A 16,826-nucleotide genomic window follows, 5' to 3' on the forward strand; every position below is an offset into this window, starting at 1 on the left:
AATATTACATGAAGGATGATATGCAAATATGAAGTTTTTTAGACGTACTTTTTCTCGGAATTTCACTATACCTGATATCGTAGACGAATTTCCCTCCGTAGTACTAATGACTGATACTTGGAATGACTTTGGATACGTAACTTATTTTCACATGTACTATATATCTAAGCCTGATACATATTTATTTATTGGCGCAGTGAAGATAGGTAGTTTAAAGAATAGAAACACTGATAATGTATTGGAATATCCGTTTGAAAGATTGGATGAGGATTTTTGTTCACTAGGTCAATCCATTGCTTATTATGAAAACTTAGGCAAACTTGATGAAGGAATAGCTAGGGAAATACTAACTGCTCTTAAAGATGTAGCTACAAATGAAGTGGTTTATTCGAAAGTTGAAAATGAAGGTGTATTTAAAGAATCATTATTAAGGTTTAGTGAAGCTGGAAAGGCACTTAAAGAAGCTGGGCTCTATTTCGGATATAATGCTGTCGTAACAGAGAGTAATTTGGATTTTCAATTTGAATATCAAATACCAGGAGCAACATTTCCTCATGTAGTTAATTTAAGTTTTGCTAAAAGTGACTTACCTTATAGAATTAATTGTTTTGTTGGTAAGAATGCAACTGGTAAGACTAGAGTCTTATCGGAAATAGCGAGCAGATTAAGTGGTGCGAAAAAGAGTGGTACTGCAAAGTTTATTCCTGATAGACCTTCTTTTAGTAAAGTAATCGCAATTTCGTATAGTGCATTTGATGAATTATATAAGCCATTTGAGAAAGAGGCTCAGGAACAGTTAAATGATGATAGTCATTTTGACTCTAAACGAGAAAACTCTACAATACTAGGAAGCTATATATATTGTGGGCTACGAAACAGTCAGGGTCTTTTAACTTTGAGTGAGATCGAAGATCATTTTTTCAATTCTTATTTATTAGTTAGAGAAAGAAATAGAGAAGAAGAATGGCTTGAGATAATGCAGAACATTTTAGAACCAGAGCATATTAAAACAATTGAATCAATCACTAAAATAAAAAAAGATAAACATGGAAACTTATTAAGTTCAATACTTAGCTCAGGCCAAAATATTATGTTATCAACTATGACAGAAGTGATAGCCAATATTGAAAACGATTCATTATTACTTTTTGATGAACCTGAGTTACATTTGCATCCTAATGCGATTGCGAACTTTATGAGGATGTTTTATAAATTATTATCATCTTTTAATTCTTATGCAATAATCTCGACGCATTCCCCACTTATTACTCAAGAGGTTCCTTCTAAATATATTCAGGTATTTTACAGATCAGCCAATACACCAATAGTTGAATATCCCGTAAGTGAGTGCTTTGGTGAGAATATTAGTGTTTTAACTAATGATCTATTTGAACTAAGAGAGCATGAAAATAACTATAAGTCTTGGTTCAAGAAACTGCGTGATGAGGGTAAGACTTATGATGAAATTGTAGGATTCTTTGGAGAAGATACACTAAGTTACAATTCAATGACATACCTCAACTCATTATTCATAGAAAAGAGGGGGAGTTAGAAAAATGAAAAATTTGAACCCTCCAGAACTTGATCCAATTGACTTATATAGTTCATTATTGAAGAATGCTCGTTCAGAAGAAAAAAAAATAAGGATGATAGAACTTCAACCCTATTTAGTTAGAAGATATGATTTTTATAAAGAGATTTCATCAAATCTAGAGAACATGACGATCAGTGAAATTACTGACACAAACGACATTTCAATTTTGCATAGTTGTTATAATCGAAATAGAAAAGGACACCTTGAGGGAGAGATAGTTGCGAAAATAATAAATATCCAATCGATTCAACACAAAAATAAATGTCCATATTGTGGTATAGATAGACCACGAACTATTGATCATTACTTGCCTAAAAGTGATTTCCCTGAATTTTCAGTGTTCCCTTTAAATTTAGTTCCTTGTTGTCAATACTGTAATGGAAAAAAGGGTGATAGGTGGATAAATGAAAGTGGTAAACGAATCTTCTTAAATCTATATTATGATAAGATACCTGAAATAAAATATTTATATACGAGAATTCATTTGGACCAGGCTGGATTACCAATAATAAAATTTGAGTTAGTGTATACCGAAGAGATTGAGTGCTTTGACATTATTAAGGAACACTATGCAGCATTAGATTTATTAAATCAGTATTCTTTGAATGTGGAGGATGAAATATCAAGTATTCATGATTATTTGGTTCATGGTGAGATACCAATTGAGACGCACATAGAAGCTTTACAAGTTACCTTGGATTCAACTATTAGAAGGTATGGAATTAATTATTGGAAATCGTCCTTTTTAGATTCCTTACTCAGATGTAGTGAGTTTTTTGAAAAATACAGATCTCGTGTTACCACAATGTAAATATTTAATTGATGGTATAAAGAAACTTTAATTACTTGTCAAAATATAAGTATGTCAAATTCAAAAAAAACTGAGAAACCACATGTGGTAAGATGTCATCAGCCACTTAAATTGTCGGTGAATTCGGAACCACCAATGACGGTGGCTTTTTGCATTCGTTACCGACATGGATTTGTCGATCAGATTCAGCCTAACAGACTGACGGCAAAAGGAATAGACCTGCCATCGGCAGGTCAGTTCAGCAGCAAAACGAGGTATTTGGTTTTGGTATGGAGCTAGAATTTTACGCTCCCTAAGGCACGTACCACTCTGTATCAAGCTCTATATTGGCTGGCAAAAATACGTTGCCGAGCTCAAACATAATTGGATCCCCGCAATGCAAAGGATAGAGCAACCACATAGACACGCCATCGACGAGTTTCTTGGTGAAATCTCAGTTCGTACATAACGCTGCCCCTCACTGTTCTTTGAATTCGCTTAGGACTGTCTGAGGCTAGGTTTAGGACAGTCATTACGAGGTTGATCGCTATGAGGTTTGTTGATGTGAATAGTTCATCGAAGATTCATTCATTGTATATAAATAGATATGTGCAGATGCCATTAAAATATATTTGTGATTGATTAAGCTTAAATAGTAGGGAAGAAACAATCTTTATATTCTAAATTGACAGATGAGGGTAGTTTCTTTAAATTGTGATTGAGAGAGTTATTTGAAGGGAGGTAATTGTCGTAGGCGAATAAAATAATCTTATAATTATTGGAATGTTGGATTGATTGAGTTATTGAAATAACTAAAACAAAAGATCATAGGAGGATTATAAAATGGGATGGAATACAAGGCATTTGACTGGACAGCAACAAGCAATTATAAGGCAACGTGAGGAAGCAGATAAGAAAAGTAAGGTTGAGTATGAACAACAGGATTTGAAAAATATTAAGAACGGGACGAATGATAAAAAAAAGCGGGTAACATGATATGCTAACATAGATAACATCTAAACTCTAATTTTACTAAGTATACAATAGAATCAGTACACTTATGCTCTGGCAGGTGTCTTAATGCCCTGATTGAGTATATTTGATTATCTGTATATTAAGTATAGTTATCAATAAAAATAATCGCAGAGATGCCTTCCCATATAATATTTTCAGCAGATTATTTCAAATCTAATTTTAGAGATTTCTCTGCTTGGTACAAAGGATTCTCCGACCGAATTATATATTTTGATAAAATCCCCCTCTTGTTTATCATCCACTCCTTCTAATTGTCCTTGATATTTGCTTCCATCAGTAAGTGTAACAACAGTGTTCATAACTAAATATCCGTTTTTCATAATATCACCTCCCGATAATAACAGAGTAATCGACATAATACCGCAAAGTAAATATCGGAAAATACTGATTATTTTTTCGTTGTATCCTTTGACCTAGAGACTACTATATACTCATGAAGTCAATTAATGAAAATATAGGAGGAAGAACACAGTTTTTACTACAGGGTCGAACCACCAAAAAGTACTTCGTATTTCTGTCCAATCGCATTATTATTCAGTATGGGAGGGCTCTAAACTCTCTAAACCCAACTTTCATGACCAGGTTGCGGCCATATGGGCATGGATGTTTTTACAGAATAAGAAGCGTATTTCTTAGAGGATCAATTCTATATTATATTTATGATTATCTATAGCATCAGTGATAATTTCTCCTCACAAGAGCCGGACATATTTAATATGTCCGGCTCTTCCTGTTTCTGCAAAGAAGAAATCACTGAAGCTTTATCTATCAAAAATTTAGGAGATGATTAAATGCCATCAAATGTCGAAAGTATGTTTTACGTAAGAGAAGCCCCTTGGCACGGCCTCGGTAATCGTGTTGAAGGTGCACTCAGCTCGGAGGAAGCTTTAATTGAAGCGGGACTGGATTGGACAGTTATTCAAAAGTCCATTCAAACTGAGGATTATTCTGAAATTCTAGGCTACAAAGCAAATATTCGAGAAACTGATCAACGCATACTCGGGGTTGTTACCGATCGGTATAAGATCGTTCAAAACCAAGAAGCATTTGCTTTTGTAGATGATATGTTGGGGGAAGGAGTCAAGTTTGAAACGGCTGGCAGCCTACAAAACGGTAAAAGGGTTTGGTTACTTGCCAAGTTGCCAAAGGATTATGTTATTACTGGTGATCAATTTTGCCCGTATATGCTATTTTCGAATAGTCATGATGGAACCGGCAGTATCAAAGTTGCTATGACCCCAATCCGAATTGTTTGTCAAAATACTCTTAATCTCGCTTTAGCCAATGCAAGTCGTATATGGAGTACTGTTCATAAAGGGAATATTCAATCGAAGCTGGATAAGGCCAAGGAGACTCTGTTGAATGCAGAAAATTATATGGATAGGTTGAACAAAGAGGCAGAGCAGCTTCATCGAATTAAAATACCCGACCACAAAGTCCAGGAATATATTAAACTCTTGCTTCCTGTATCCGAAAACGCGACGAAGCTACGAATAAAAAACATTCAACAATTACGCGAAGATTTGCATGCAAGGTACTTTGAAGCACCTGATTTGAAAGAAATCGGTTCAAACGGATATCGTTTTATTAATGCAGTCTCGGACTTTGCTACTCATGCTAAACCATTACGTGAAACAGCTACATTTCAAGAAAATTTATTTATGCGAACAATTGATGGTAATCCACTTATCGATAAAGCGTATGAGCTAATTTTAGATATTGCCTAATCAATTCGAATTAATGGGAATGTAGAAGTAATAAATGGAGGCTCTGATAGCATGGATAACAATCATAACGAAATAAAATCTCTACTCACCAGCTCTCTTCGAGAAAAGACAGGTAGTTATATTATTGAGGAAATATTAAGTCGTTTTCCTACGACAGAGGATTTAATTGATGTGACTGAGCAGGAATTGGTTACTATCAAGGGAATTGGTCAAACAAAGGCTCAACAAATAGTCTCTGCATTGAAACTTGCTCGTATACTTATTGCTCCAGCTCCTCCAAATTATAAAATTAAGAAGCCAGAGGATGTATATAAATTGGTAGAGCCAGAGCTCCGATTTTTGAAGAAAGAGCATTTCATCTGTTTGTTTCTAAATACGAAGAGTGGACTTATCGCAAAAGAGACTATTTCAATTGGATGCCTCAATGCCAGCATTGTTCATCCTAGAGAAGTATTTCGTCCAGCAATTAAGCGGAGTAGTGCATCAATTATATGTGTACACAATCATCCAAGCGGCAATCCTGATCCAAGCCCAGAGGATGTAGCAATCACCAAACGTTTAGTAGAGGCAGGCAGTATTATTGGAATTGATGTCCTTGATCATGTTGTGACTGGACATTATAGATTCGTAAGCTTAAAGGAGAGAGGGTTAATGTGATAAACGCATTAACTCTCATTTTTATTTGGAAGTAAATTGTTCAAACATATTGAGATTGAACGATCAATTAGATGCAATTTTGTCTAAGTGAGTAAGCATTAATTCGAGCATTTCAAATGCCATTTGTTGTTCATTTAAGGTACGGTTCATAAGTATTTGGTTGATTTTGTTTATGTAATGGTTATTGCTGAATTCGATGGAATCTTGTAGCAGGTCGTCAATTGTAACTTCAAGCACTTTTGCCAGACGAACCAAAGTATCTAAAGTAACAGAGCGTTCTGCTCGCTCGATTTGTCCAATATAAGCATGCGAAACATCAACCTTTTCGGCTAGCTTCTCTTGCGTTAGATTTAATCGCTGTCGCTCCTGACGTAATCGAGCACCTAATAAAGCGTAATCCATCTCTGATCCCTCCCATTTAACAGTAGTTGAAATGGAAGGATCAATTAATAAACTATTAGTTTCAAAGTGTTTACCAATAGTTTCAATTGGGATATAATTTGAAAATAGTTCCTAATACATAGGTAGATAGTTGGGGGGGTGTAAATCGTCTTACTAAAAGCTAGAAAGTGAAGTTTGATCTATTGCTTTTGACATGAATAGAAAGGAGTTTTTAGATTGAAGTCTCAAGCGAACAAAGGCATCGCAAGCATGCAATTAATTTCACAGGATCAGATAACTCAACTGCTTAGGCATAATAGAATTCAATTTTTGTTAATAATCATTGCAGGTATCATTATTTGCTTGCTTCCTGGATTTTATCTTTCGGAACAATTTGCGATTGAAGGGTTTAATGATTTGAATCTAGATAACCAATTAGGTGAAGCATTAGGCGAGGGTGGTATGATTCTTTTACTTTGGGGCGTGTATTATCTATTTTTCATTATTTTAGGGCTCTCAATTACCATCTTGTTGTACAACATAATTACATTTTTAATGAAAATTAATTCGCCAAACCTTAAATTTCCTGGCTCCCTTACAGAAGAGCGGTTATATCAATATTTAAGTAATAACTTTTCTCATCCGGATATAAAGGTAACTAGAAAGAAAATACTTGGAACAGCGCATATTGCACTGATATTCAAGAAGACTACTGTCCACTCACTTCTTATTGATGAAAATAATCGTACGTACACGGTAACATCGAAACTACTTGGAGGTTTTGGAATATCGAAGCGTTATGGATTTGGTTCAGTATTGGATTACACTTACACGTGTGTTATGGAAATAAATATAAAGAATTTGATTCAACGAGCCGGAGAATTTTATCAGCCTGAGAGTAAAAGCACTGTTATACGTCAAAATCCATTAAAACATATATGATGGATGCTTCTTTGAATCAATTATTGACACTAGATAAGGGGCGATGAGAATGGATAATAAACCGATTGAAATTGCAGGGAAAACAGCAATAACAGGTGGGTCATCACTAATAGGAGGTGGAGTTGGAGCGGCTATAGGCACGTTACTGCTTCCGGGAATTGGGACAGCAGTTGGATATCTGTTAGGTGTTGGAACTGGCGCTGCTAGTGGATATCAAGCGTCAAAGAAATGGTTTGAATAAGGAGGAGACCATGAGCGAGAAATGGGAAGATATGAAAGACGCTGCAATAGATGCGATTAGTAAAACTCTCGAGAACAGCTTTGACGTTGTGAAAACAGCACAAGAATTAAACGAGAAATATAGTAATGACAATAAAACTGGTGACAAATAACCTCAAGTTAAATTCATGAGATTGTAAAGTCAACTCAAAGCTTTATAATCTCATGGATTCAGAATATGATTTGCTTTATGAAATAATAATTAAAACAACGAAAAAGGAAGGTGTACTAATTTTGAAGAATTTAATGATTGCTGCAATTATTTTCTTAACCATGCTTATCGGAAGTGGGACGGTACTTGCTGAAGGTGAAACAGAATTATCAGTTTTTAATTCCTTCCATAGCTATGGAATCAATGATATGTATGTGAGCCCAAACGGGAAAACAATTGTTACAGGCGGCCAAGATGCAACAGCGAATATTTGGAATGTTCAGACGGGTGCTAAGAAAGAACTTGAAGATATTTCGTATAAGTTTATTCATGCCCTAGCTTTCAGTCCTGATGGTCAGTATTTCGCTATTGCTGCTGGTGATAACTATGGTATGTATAACTCCTTGATTTCTATTTATGACAGTCAATCAGGTGAACTCTCTGAAACATTGAATATCGAAATAGGCTCTTGGGTTAGTGCACTTAGTTTTTCAAACGATGGAAAGAGCCTTATTATTGGCTACAGCAGTAGTGTTGTTGTTTTTGATATGAATTCCAAAAAAATTGGGGGCGAGTATTCTACAAACGGACATGCGGAAAACATAAAATATCGTCCTAATCGACACGAGTTTGCGGTTTCCGTTGCTTCAGATTTCAGTGGTAATGCTCAGAGAATACTGCAAATTCGAAGCAGCCAAACGGGAGAAATCCTGAAATCCATTGATAATGCTATTCCCAACCAAGCTAAAGATTCTAATGACATTCAATATTCACCTGATGGCAAGTATTTAATTGTTTCTTATAATCAATATGATAAATCTGGCTCGAAAGTGTATGATGCAGAAAATAATTATGATTTAATTACTGATTTAGATGCCTATGGCGACATATCCTTTAATCAAGATTCGTCATTGGTTGTCATAGGGCAATATGTTTATTCAGTTAGTGATAATTTCAAGACATCGTATAAAATTAAAACGAACGTCAACAATGGTACACTTTCACCTTTTTCTACGATTTTGTCCCTTGACGGAAAATACCTAATTTCACAGAACGGCGATGAGATATTTGTATTAGATGCTAAGAATCTATCTATTCAGTTAATAGATATACAGATTGATCCAGAGGAAGTGACTGTGGGCGTTAATGAAAAAACAGTCCTGAAACTTCAAGGAATTTATTCAGACGGCTCAAAAAAAGCTTTGCAAATGGAGTCTGTAAAATGGACAATAAAAGATTTTTATGTAGCAGAAATGAAAGATAATACTCTTTATGGTACGAATAAAGGGGAAACGACATTATCGGTAAGCTATAACGGACTTACAGACTCTATTGATGTGAATGTTACAGATACATCGGATGCTGCGGTTAAGGATTCTTCTTCACAGGAATCATTGGATGATGTTGACGTGGACTCTTCTTTATATAAACAAATTATTTTGCAAGTTAATAATACCAGCATGCTGGTAAACGGGCTTTCATTGCCGTTGGATGAGAATGACGAGATTAAGCCGGTTATTCGAGAAGGAAGAACATTATTACCAATAGCATCAATAATCAGGGAATTCGGTGGTACTGTTGATTGGGACGGTGCTGAAAGAAAAGTTTCAATTAATTTGGGAAACAACAAGGTCGCTCTTTGGATAGACCAGAAGAATGCAATAGTTAATGGAGAAGCAATGGAATTAGAGGTGGCCCCTGCGATATTGAAAGGGAAAACAATGGTGCCTCTTCGGTTTGTAAGTGAAAATACTGGAATTAAGTTAATGTGGCATGGTAGTAATCAAATCATTTCATTATATTATCATCCTGATAAAAATCAATCGACTTGGTTCGAAGGTGATCATGTAGAGCATATATCGGATACCCAAGGCGAGTATTTCGATGGCGGTGCGATGTACTCTATTCAATATCCGCTAGGTTGGGGTGATCCCTATGTGATAAATAATATTTACAGTGCTAATAATATTGAAGCTGTATACGATTACGAGACAGTATTCTACGATTCCAATGGCACTCAAATTACAGGTGACGCAGTTGCTCTAAATGTAGATGAATCGGGACAGTTTGAAACTGCAGAAGCGTTTATGATGAGAACAGGCAGGGAAGAAGACACAATTGCATACGAAAAATATTATCAAGTGAAAAGTATCGAACAGAGGGAGCATCCAGCATCGAATCAAACCTATTTTTTCTTTACAGCCGACGTACCTATAAGTGAAGAAGGATTAGTTCCATTCAAAGGTGAATTCCTATTTTTCAAGGGAGCTTATGTAGTTATTATAAAATTTAGTGCTTCAGTTGATTCAGAGATTCTTATAGAAGGTGATTCATCACTAGTTCCCCAATTAGATGAATTTAATGAAGCTATCGATTCATTAGAATTTTTAGATGGAGCTGGTGCTGCGGGGTAATGTATTATATGTTTGATTTGTAGATCTGATGGAAGAAGGATTATGTATCTTCATCCTTGGTTTTGAGTGGAAGACGTGTAAGTAATAAAGACTTTAAAACAAACTATACAAGTAATAATATTGGCAATTTGAAGGGGCGATTCGTATCGTTAAAGATGCGCTTCAGATTTCCTATAATAATTCTACGATTGAAGACATCCCTCTGTCATAGGAGTGATGTCTTTTTTGTTTTACTAGAGCTGAAAGCCCATGAAATAAAACTTAATGAATGCTTGTACGATATAATAGTAGTATAATGACTGATAAATTCAATTGTGAATTTATACTGGAACACTTCGGGAGGCATGATTTGTGCAGAGTGAACAAACAAAAATTGATTTTTTATGTGACAGGTTTAAAATCAAATGTGAAATTAATGATGACGGATCTCTAGATGTTAAAATGGGGAATATATTTTTTGATATTTGCAGACTGTTGCAATGGGATTCCGACAAGATAAAAATATTGGTTATAGACTATGTTAATAGGAAAATACTGAGAGATTCTAGTAGGCTTTCAGAAAGAGAAATTAAGCTAATTAATTTGTATGAAATTCGACCCATAATGGAAGATACAGATAATGTGTTGGACTTAAACTATTATTCTATAGACGTTAAAAAAATTGAAGATATTAATGAAGAAGACGTTAAAAAAATATGGGAGGTTATTAATTTTGATTTTAATAATTTAGAAAAATACTTTACGGAAAAAGGACCTGAGCACCTAAGAAATGTATCCATAAAACACTTAATCACATTTATTAAGAATAAAGGTTTTGAAGCAGATGGAATTGTATATGTGCAGAAGTTTGATTTTGTGCCTTTATTTTTCCTGTATCTTTGTAGGCAATTTAATATTCCTTTAAATAAGAGACCTAATGAGGCTAAAAAAGTATCAGTGGAAAGTGAGTTTACAAAAAAACCAGCTAACTATTTTGTTGAATATGCTAAAACAACTAAAGTTTTTTTTGAATTGATGGCCGAATCAGAAGATGATTATTTCGATAAATTAAATATATTAGATGAGAAATACAATTACATTTTTTTGTTTAACACATATTATAAATTATACATTAATAATAAAAACAGTTCTCCAAATGAAGAATTATTAGATTTCTTAACATCTCTGAGTTTTATTGAAGATGTTAGATTGAAACTATTTATTTCTTCATATTATATAAATAAGAGTTCGCAATTTTTTAATATTACAAATAACAAGAGAAAACTTGATGAAGCAATGGGTCTGATAGTTTTCTTTGTTAAAGCGTATATTCCGCTTTTAGAGCATTCGATAAGAAAAGCTACGCAAAATCATTTGGTGAAAAGTCATGAAACCCACTTTGAGGCTGATAAAAATATCAGTATAGCTACAGATGAATATACAGAGTTTGAAACACTTATATTAAAAATGAATTTAATCATTTTTTTAAGAAATGAAACTATAAAAATAAATGAAGCAATTACTTGGTTAGCAGTTGACAAAGTAGAACTTTATGATCCTAAGATACTTGATTCGTTGAATAATAGAATATTGAAAGCCAAACAAAAAGACTGGACGGAAAGGTTTTTCCAATTCAATAACTGGAAGGACTACATTTTTTATTTAGAAGAAAGAACAGAAGAAGATGGGACTGAACCATATTCATTTGATATTAATGGTATTTTAGCATCCGTCCTAATTGAATAAACTGACGGTTGCGAAAGTAAATATACTGTTTGATCTAGAAGGTTTAAATAAATTAGGCAAGTCGCTTTTCTACACTGAAAAGCGACTTGCCTTTTTTGGTGCATAATTTGCTGTGCATTTTTGAAATTTCATTCTGCACAGCAATAAGGGCAATGCTATGATTTCGTTGAATTCAAAACGAAAGGATGATTTAAATGCTATTTAAGGATTTTGAAACCCGTAGTGAGAATGAAAATTTGAATGAAGTGGAAAGTGTGAAAGAAGCAGAGGGTGAATTTCTAAGCAGTACTTCCGAAAAGTTAGCGAGTAAGATGGCAAAGCTTTTTGAACAAGGTAGGAAAGGAGACAGCGACGTTACTGCTGTTGTTTCAGATTCAAGGGATACACATTTGATACTTAATGGAGCGCATATCGATACGGAAAAAGACGTTCTCATAGCTATCTTGGCTGATGACATTAGGGTTTGTGGGGGGATTATTGGAAAAAAACCGATATTTATAAGTTCTAGTCCACAGATTAACGGCTTACAATTAATCATTGATGATCATAGAAACCGATTCGATCGTTATTTTCTAGCAGTTGCTGGGAAGATTGTTAAGGTAGCAGTTGGTGAAAAGCAATTTCTGTTCAAAAGAATCCGCATAGCATTATATGTCCGGTACTCTAATGGGGCCAGTTTTCGATTATTTGATTCGCTAATGAACCCATTTGAACAAAGTGAGTTTTGTAGTGGACCAAATTACGAGGACATGTCGGTGAGGACTTTGGCACTCTCATACCTAACAGAGCTATTTCCTGAATTAATTTCATCTTCAAAGAGCGCCAAATCCAATGAACTTCTTAAGAATGAGGACAATTTGGATGAATAAGAAGAGAAGGGATATTGGTATTTATAACAAAATATCACACCGTCAGCGACGAAAACAGCTTACCAAGCAAACCAAGGAATTTATATTAGATCATCCTGTATCAGATGAAAGTACTTTTTTAAATGATATTAAAACCTTTGAGATTTTACAAAACGTAAGGGATAAAAGAAAGGATAATAATAGGTCGTCAATTGAAAAAATACAAACTGGTCAGAAATCTCAAGTGGAAAATAGTCAAGACACAGGGGATGATGTTCAGCGTAATTTGGCTTATCGCGTGCTTAAATATTTTCAGGATCAACATCAAATTATTTGTGTTGAGGGCAGATTTTTTTTATACGTTGATAGATTAGGATGTTTCGAAGAGATGGATGAGCGTCAGTTAGCGATTCGCATCAGAGCAAGCATCCCTCAAAACATGGATCGTAGGCTGGATAAGATGAAGATGAAGGATCTAATGTACCGATTAGAAACTGATCCGGAAATTCAAATTGAGCACCAAGCACTCGATAATTTCAGCAATTTAATCAATTTGAAAAATGGTGTATTCGACATTCAAAATGGTGAATTAAAGAGGCATAGTCCAAAGTATCTGATGACTAGCTACATTGATGCAAACTACTACCCGGATAATCCGCTTTGGGATAAATTTGAAGGAAGTTGTTTTTCTAGATTTTTATATCAATGTACGGGTGGAAACATTAACAAGATAGCGTCTCTTCAAGAGCTCACAGGCTACTTGTTGAGCAATGAATATCGTGCTAAAAAGTTCTTTGTTCTTATTGGACCTCCTCATACTGGGAAGAGTGTATGGTTGACTCTATGGAAGAGCTTTATTGGGAGCAAGCATACTACAGGTATATCATTAGCTCAGCTTTGCAAGAATCGTTTTATGCTTGCAGAACTATCCAGATCTAAGCTGAATTTGAGCGCAGAAATGAACGAAAATGGCAACTTGAAGGGTATTGAACAGATTAAAATCATCACTGGGAACGATTTGTTGACTGGTGAGAGAAAAGGGCGCGATCCCTTTCAATTTTATGCTAGGACAAAATTAGTTGCTGCTGGGAATCATATGCCGTTACCTGAGGGGCTTGATTCATCTGATGCATTCATTGATCGTATATTATTTCTTGTTTTTGAAGATCAAGTTCCTGAGAAGCAAAGAAATAAGCATCTAATAGAAGAGCTCTTAAATGAAATGGACCTTATTCTATATTGGGCTCTGGAGGGATTGAGGCGATTACAGGACAATAAATTCATATTCACTGAAAGCGATGCTGCAATGGCTTTTAAGCAGACATATTACGAAGAAAAGAACACAGTTTCTTCATTTGTTCAGGATATGTGTGTAATAACTTCTGGTGAATGTGAAGATCGTGAACATCGAAAAGTTCTTATCAATGCTTACAGAGAATATTGTTTGCTCAATGGATTGCGTATTGTAAATGATACTAGTTTTGCAAACGAGTTAAAACATCGGGGTTTCAAACAGAAGAAATTCAGAAAGGGTGGAACGGATCCTTTACTGGGATTTTTGGGGGTTCGTTTAAAGACAAAGGATGAGTTGCTAGAAGAACATCCAGAATTAGTGAGTGTTTACAGGCCTCGTAATTAACGGCTACGACGGCTACATATTGGTTCAATCCTTTAATTGAGGCTATCTTTATTGCTAAATATCGTAGCCGTCGTTATTTTTTCACGAGACAGACATCTACGCGTGTATTAGTAGTTTTTGAATCTATATTATTAATAGGAGTGATTGGAATGAGAGAAGGTATGAAGCAGTGGTACACCATTACTGATTTATGCGAGATCTTTCCTATAGGTAGAAATGCAATTTATCGTCTTGTTAATGAGGAGGGATTCCCTAAAATTCGTGTTGGAAGAAGAATTATTATCCCAGTTGAAATGTATGAAGAATGGATTAAGAACAGAGTAGAAAAATAGTTTGGTCGGTCTAAGGCAATTCTTTTTAATAGTAGAAGGAGTTGCCTAGAACGATAGTGACTATATCGCAGAATTGAGAAGGTATTATGTGAAAATTAATGGCAACTCGAAGGAGGATTTTTATGAAGGCATTCGGTTTACAACTGAAAGCATTATATTTCAAGGATGATGCGCATCGACAAAACTATATGAAGCTTTTTAAGAGATTTCCTTATTGTAATGCGGAATATGCTTCGGCTTCCTATATTGCGGCAATTCCAGAGATATTCAAATGCTTTTCATTGAGGTTTCAAAAGGATGGACCGTTTGATTGGTATTTAGAGAGATTGAATCAGTTTGAGGATTGTTCTCAACCTATAGATGCAAAAGTAGAAGCTTTGACTGGACAAACTGAAGCCATGGTCCACCTAGCAATTAATCTTTGGAATAAGTCAGATGGGCTAAATCTAACTTATGGGCTTTCTATATGGGATGACAAACTATATCATGCAGCTCTTCAGGCGATACAGATTAGAAGAGAGTTTATGTCACTCAATAACTTATATACGGCTATTCAATACAATGAATGAGTTGGATTGTTATATTGACATCTGGATTTTTATTTAAGAAAGGTTGGAGGATATGGCTGGAAGTATCTGTAAGATCGGAAAAAAATTTCGAGTAACAAAAGAGCTCGGTAGGGATGCCAATGGGAAAAGAAAGAGAGAGTATGTAATTGCAAAAACAGAAGCCGAAGCGAAAAAAATTCTTGCAGAATTTGAATATAACAATCAAAGAAATATGCATGTTGAAGTAACGAAGATGACTGTCTCAGAATTCTTTAATCACTGGATGGACAACTATGTAAAATACAATTGTGAAGAGACAACGATATATGGATATAGGAATATAATAAAGAAAATTGATTCGTTTCTGGGTAGTATTGAAGTTCAGAAGTTGCAACCATCCCACATTCAGCAATACTATAAGCATCTGCAAGACGAAAAAAATCTGTCTTCTAATACCGTACGAAAGCATCATGCCAATATTCGAAAGGCATTAGATTATGCTTTGAAGCAGCAGATTGTTTACAGAAATGTCGCAGACGCAGTTGCTCTACCTCGTAAGAAAGAGTTCGAAGGAAAGGCCCTAACTAAGGATCAGCTTAATTTGCTGTTAACATTGGTAAAAGATACGAAGCTTGAACTTCCAGTATATCTATCCGCATATTTGGGACTTAGACGCTCCGAAATTGCAGGACTTCTTTGGGATAACGTGAATCTTAATGATCGTATTTTGCATATTAAGTGGGTCCGTACTAGTGCAGGGGAAAATGTCGTAGTTAAAAAGCCGAAGACAGTAAAGAGTCAAAGGTCGCTATATATCACTGATGAGTTGATGGTATTACTGGCGAATACACATGCTAAGCAAGAGGAGTATAAGAGGTTATTCGGTAAGGATTATACGGATGAAGGGTATGTTTTTACGAGAGAAGATGGAAAACCGTACAGGGTGAATACGGTGACTGAACAGTTCACCATGTTTCTTAAGAAACATGGTTTTCCAAAAATAAGATTGCATGATTTGAGACATACTTTTGCAAGCATTCTTCACGATGAAGGAGTTGATTTAAAATCAATTTCAGAGACGCTAGGACATTCCGACATTGGCACAACAAACAAAATTTACACACATATATTTGATAAAACTCATAAGAGCACTGTCAGTGCTATGAGTCGAGCTTTGAAAGGAAGCGACCGATCCGATTCTCATGATTAATTATCGTCAAAACACATTAATTTATATCGGACTTTGCTGTGACTCCTGTCCGAATGTTGTAGACAAGCAGTAGACAAACGCTCTGATACACAGCTAAGACAGCTAATACCAACAGGTACGTTATAACAAGAAAAAGCTGCCGAGGCCTTATAGGATAAGGCCTCGGAGGATTGGAAAAGATATCAAAGCACATGGAGGTAAGTGTGGGACAGGGGTTCAAATCCCCTCGCCTCCACCAATACTATCAGAGGAGACACCTTGTTAGGTGTCTTTTTTGCTTTCTAGGTATACATGGCGGTTAGAAATCGCGTGGCTACTGGGCTTGTGGCGTTCATGAGTATGAAACCTAAGAATTTCGGATAATGTACGTTGCAGTGGGGCAATGGATAGCGAGGAAATACCGTGGATGGTTGCTCGAAAACGTGCCGGAAAAAGCAAAACACCCAGCTCTGCCAACGAGGCTGAGATGGGTTTTTAAATGAGTATAGTCAGCTCTGCTGACGAAGCTGAGAAAGCTATACTCAAACGTAGTATTTCTGTATAATCACAGTAAT

18 protein-coding genes are annotated in these 16,826 nt (G+C 35.4%); 15 read left to right on the forward strand and 3 right to left on the reverse strand.

What is annotated here, in order from left to right:
* The first annotated feature begins 28 nt into the window (after positions 1-28).
* Together HFP08_RS00265 and HFP08_RS00270 are read left to right on the forward strand one after the other, a co-directional pair.
* Positions 29-1,552, forward strand: coding sequence for an AAA family ATPase (locus HFP08_RS00265; RefSeq protein WP_168118514.1), 1,524 nt, complete (start codon positions 29-31; stop codon positions 1,550-1,552).
* A 4-nt stretch (positions 1,553-1,556) separates the two neighbouring features.
* Positions 1,557-2,405: an HNH endonuclease gene (locus HFP08_RS00270; RefSeq protein WP_168118515.1), complete on the forward strand. Its 849-nt coding sequence runs from the start codon at positions 1,557-1,559 to the stop codon at positions 2,403-2,405.
* Positions 2,406-2,697: 292 nt separating this feature from the next.
* Here the strand turns inward: HFP08_RS00270 and HFP08_RS29640 are convergent, their stop codons facing one another.
* The gene (locus tag HFP08_RS29640) at positions 2,698-2,805 is read right to left on the reverse strand and encodes a DUF5348 domain-containing protein (protein ID WP_481856530.1); all 108 of its coding nucleotides are present in this window, start codon (positions 2,803-2,805) and stop codon (positions 2,698-2,700) included.
* A gap of 422 nt (positions 2,806-3,227) precedes the next feature.
* Here HFP08_RS29640 and HFP08_RS00280 point away from each other — a divergent pair, with 422 nt between their 5' ends.
* On the forward strand, positions 3,228-3,380 hold the full coding sequence (locus HFP08_RS00280; RefSeq protein ID WP_168118517.1) for a hypothetical protein: 153 nt from the start codon (positions 3,228-3,230) through the stop codon (positions 3,378-3,380).
* Between the two features lie 173 nt (positions 3,381-3,553).
* Here HFP08_RS00280 and HFP08_RS00285 read toward each other — a convergent pair whose 3' ends face one another.
* On the reverse strand, positions 3,554-3,739 hold the full coding sequence (locus HFP08_RS00285; protein WP_168118518.1) for a hypothetical protein: 186 nt from the start codon (positions 3,737-3,739) through the stop codon (positions 3,554-3,556).
* Between the two features lie 471 nt (positions 3,740-4,210).
* Between HFP08_RS00285 and HFP08_RS00290 the strand changes: the two genes are divergently transcribed.
* Together HFP08_RS00290 and radC are read left to right on the forward strand one after the other, a co-directional pair.
* Complete coding sequence (locus HFP08_RS00290; protein ID WP_168118519.1) at positions 4,211-5,146, forward strand: DUF932 domain-containing protein; 936 nt, start codon at positions 4,211-4,213, stop codon at positions 5,144-5,146.
* 51 nt (positions 5,147-5,197) lie between these two features.
* Positions 5,198-5,803, forward strand: coding sequence for a RadC family protein (radC, locus tag HFP08_RS00295; protein ID WP_168118520.1), 606 nt, complete (start codon positions 5,198-5,200; stop codon positions 5,801-5,803).
* A gap of 63 nt (positions 5,804-5,866) precedes the next feature.
* Here radC and HFP08_RS00300 read toward each other — a convergent pair whose 3' ends face one another.
* Positions 5,867-6,205 (reverse strand): helix-turn-helix domain-containing protein, encoded by a 339-nt coding sequence (locus tag HFP08_RS00300; RefSeq protein WP_168118521.1) that lies wholly within the window; start codon positions 6,203-6,205, stop codon positions 5,867-5,869.
* Between the two features lie 216 nt (positions 6,206-6,421).
* On the opposite strand from HFP08_RS00300, the gene HFP08_RS00305 reads away from it, so the two are divergent.
* From HFP08_RS00305 to HFP08_RS00350, 10 genes are all read left to right on the forward strand, one after another.
* On the forward strand, positions 6,422-7,126 hold the full coding sequence (locus HFP08_RS00305) for a hypothetical protein (protein WP_168118522.1): 705 nt from the start codon (positions 6,422-6,424) through the stop codon (positions 7,124-7,126).
* Positions 7,127-7,175: 49 nt separating this feature from the next.
* Positions 7,176-7,367: a hypothetical protein gene (locus HFP08_RS00310; protein WP_168118523.1), complete on the forward strand. Its 192-nt coding sequence runs from the start codon at positions 7,176-7,178 to the stop codon at positions 7,365-7,367.
* Positions 7,368-7,377: 10 nt separating this feature from the next.
* Complete coding sequence (locus HFP08_RS00315; RefSeq protein ID WP_168118524.1) at positions 7,378-7,518, forward strand: hypothetical protein; 141 nt, start codon at positions 7,378-7,380, stop codon at positions 7,516-7,518.
* Positions 7,519-7,639: 121 nt separating this feature from the next.
* Positions 7,640-9,970, forward strand: a complete 2,331-nt coding sequence (locus HFP08_RS00320) for a stalk domain-containing protein (RefSeq protein WP_168118525.1) — start codon at positions 7,640-7,642, stop codon at positions 9,968-9,970.
* Positions 9,971-10,321: 351 nt separating this feature from the next.
* Positions 10,322-11,695: a hypothetical protein gene (locus HFP08_RS00325; protein ID WP_168118526.1), complete on the forward strand. Its 1,374-nt coding sequence runs from the start codon at positions 10,322-10,324 to the stop codon at positions 11,693-11,695.
* Positions 11,696-11,889: 194 nt separating this feature from the next.
* Complete coding sequence (locus HFP08_RS00330) at positions 11,890-12,564, forward strand: hypothetical protein (RefSeq protein WP_168118527.1); 675 nt, start codon at positions 11,890-11,892, stop codon at positions 12,562-12,564.
* Positions 12,557-14,182 (forward strand): DNA primase family protein, encoded by a 1,626-nt coding sequence (locus HFP08_RS00335; RefSeq protein ID WP_168118528.1) that lies wholly within the window; start codon positions 12,557-12,559, stop codon positions 14,180-14,182. The genes HFP08_RS00330 and HFP08_RS00335 overlap by 8 nt, the downstream gene beginning before the upstream one ends.
* A gap of 149 nt (positions 14,183-14,331) precedes the next feature.
* The gene (locus tag HFP08_RS00340; RefSeq protein WP_168118529.1) at positions 14,332-14,514 is read left to right on the forward strand and encodes a helix-turn-helix domain-containing protein; all 183 of its coding nucleotides are present in this window, start codon (positions 14,332-14,334) and stop codon (positions 14,512-14,514) included.
* A gap of 122 nt (positions 14,515-14,636) precedes the next feature.
* The gene (locus tag HFP08_RS00345) at positions 14,637-15,083 is read left to right on the forward strand and encodes a DUF2538 family protein (RefSeq protein ID WP_168118530.1); all 447 of its coding nucleotides are present in this window, start codon (positions 14,637-14,639) and stop codon (positions 15,081-15,083) included.
* Between the two features lie 52 nt (positions 15,084-15,135).
* Positions 15,136-16,272 carry a site-specific integrase gene (locus HFP08_RS00350; protein WP_168118531.1) on the forward strand — a complete coding sequence of 379 codons (1,137 nt, stop codon included), beginning with the start codon at positions 15,136-15,138 and terminating at the stop codon, positions 16,270-16,272.
* Positions 16,273-16,826: the final 554 nt, after the last annotated feature.

The sequence above is a fragment of the Paenibacillus sp. HB172176 genome (assembly GCF_011947265.1).
Taxonomy (GTDB): domain Bacteria; phylum Bacillota; class Bacilli; order Paenibacillales; family Paenibacillaceae; genus Pristimantibacillus.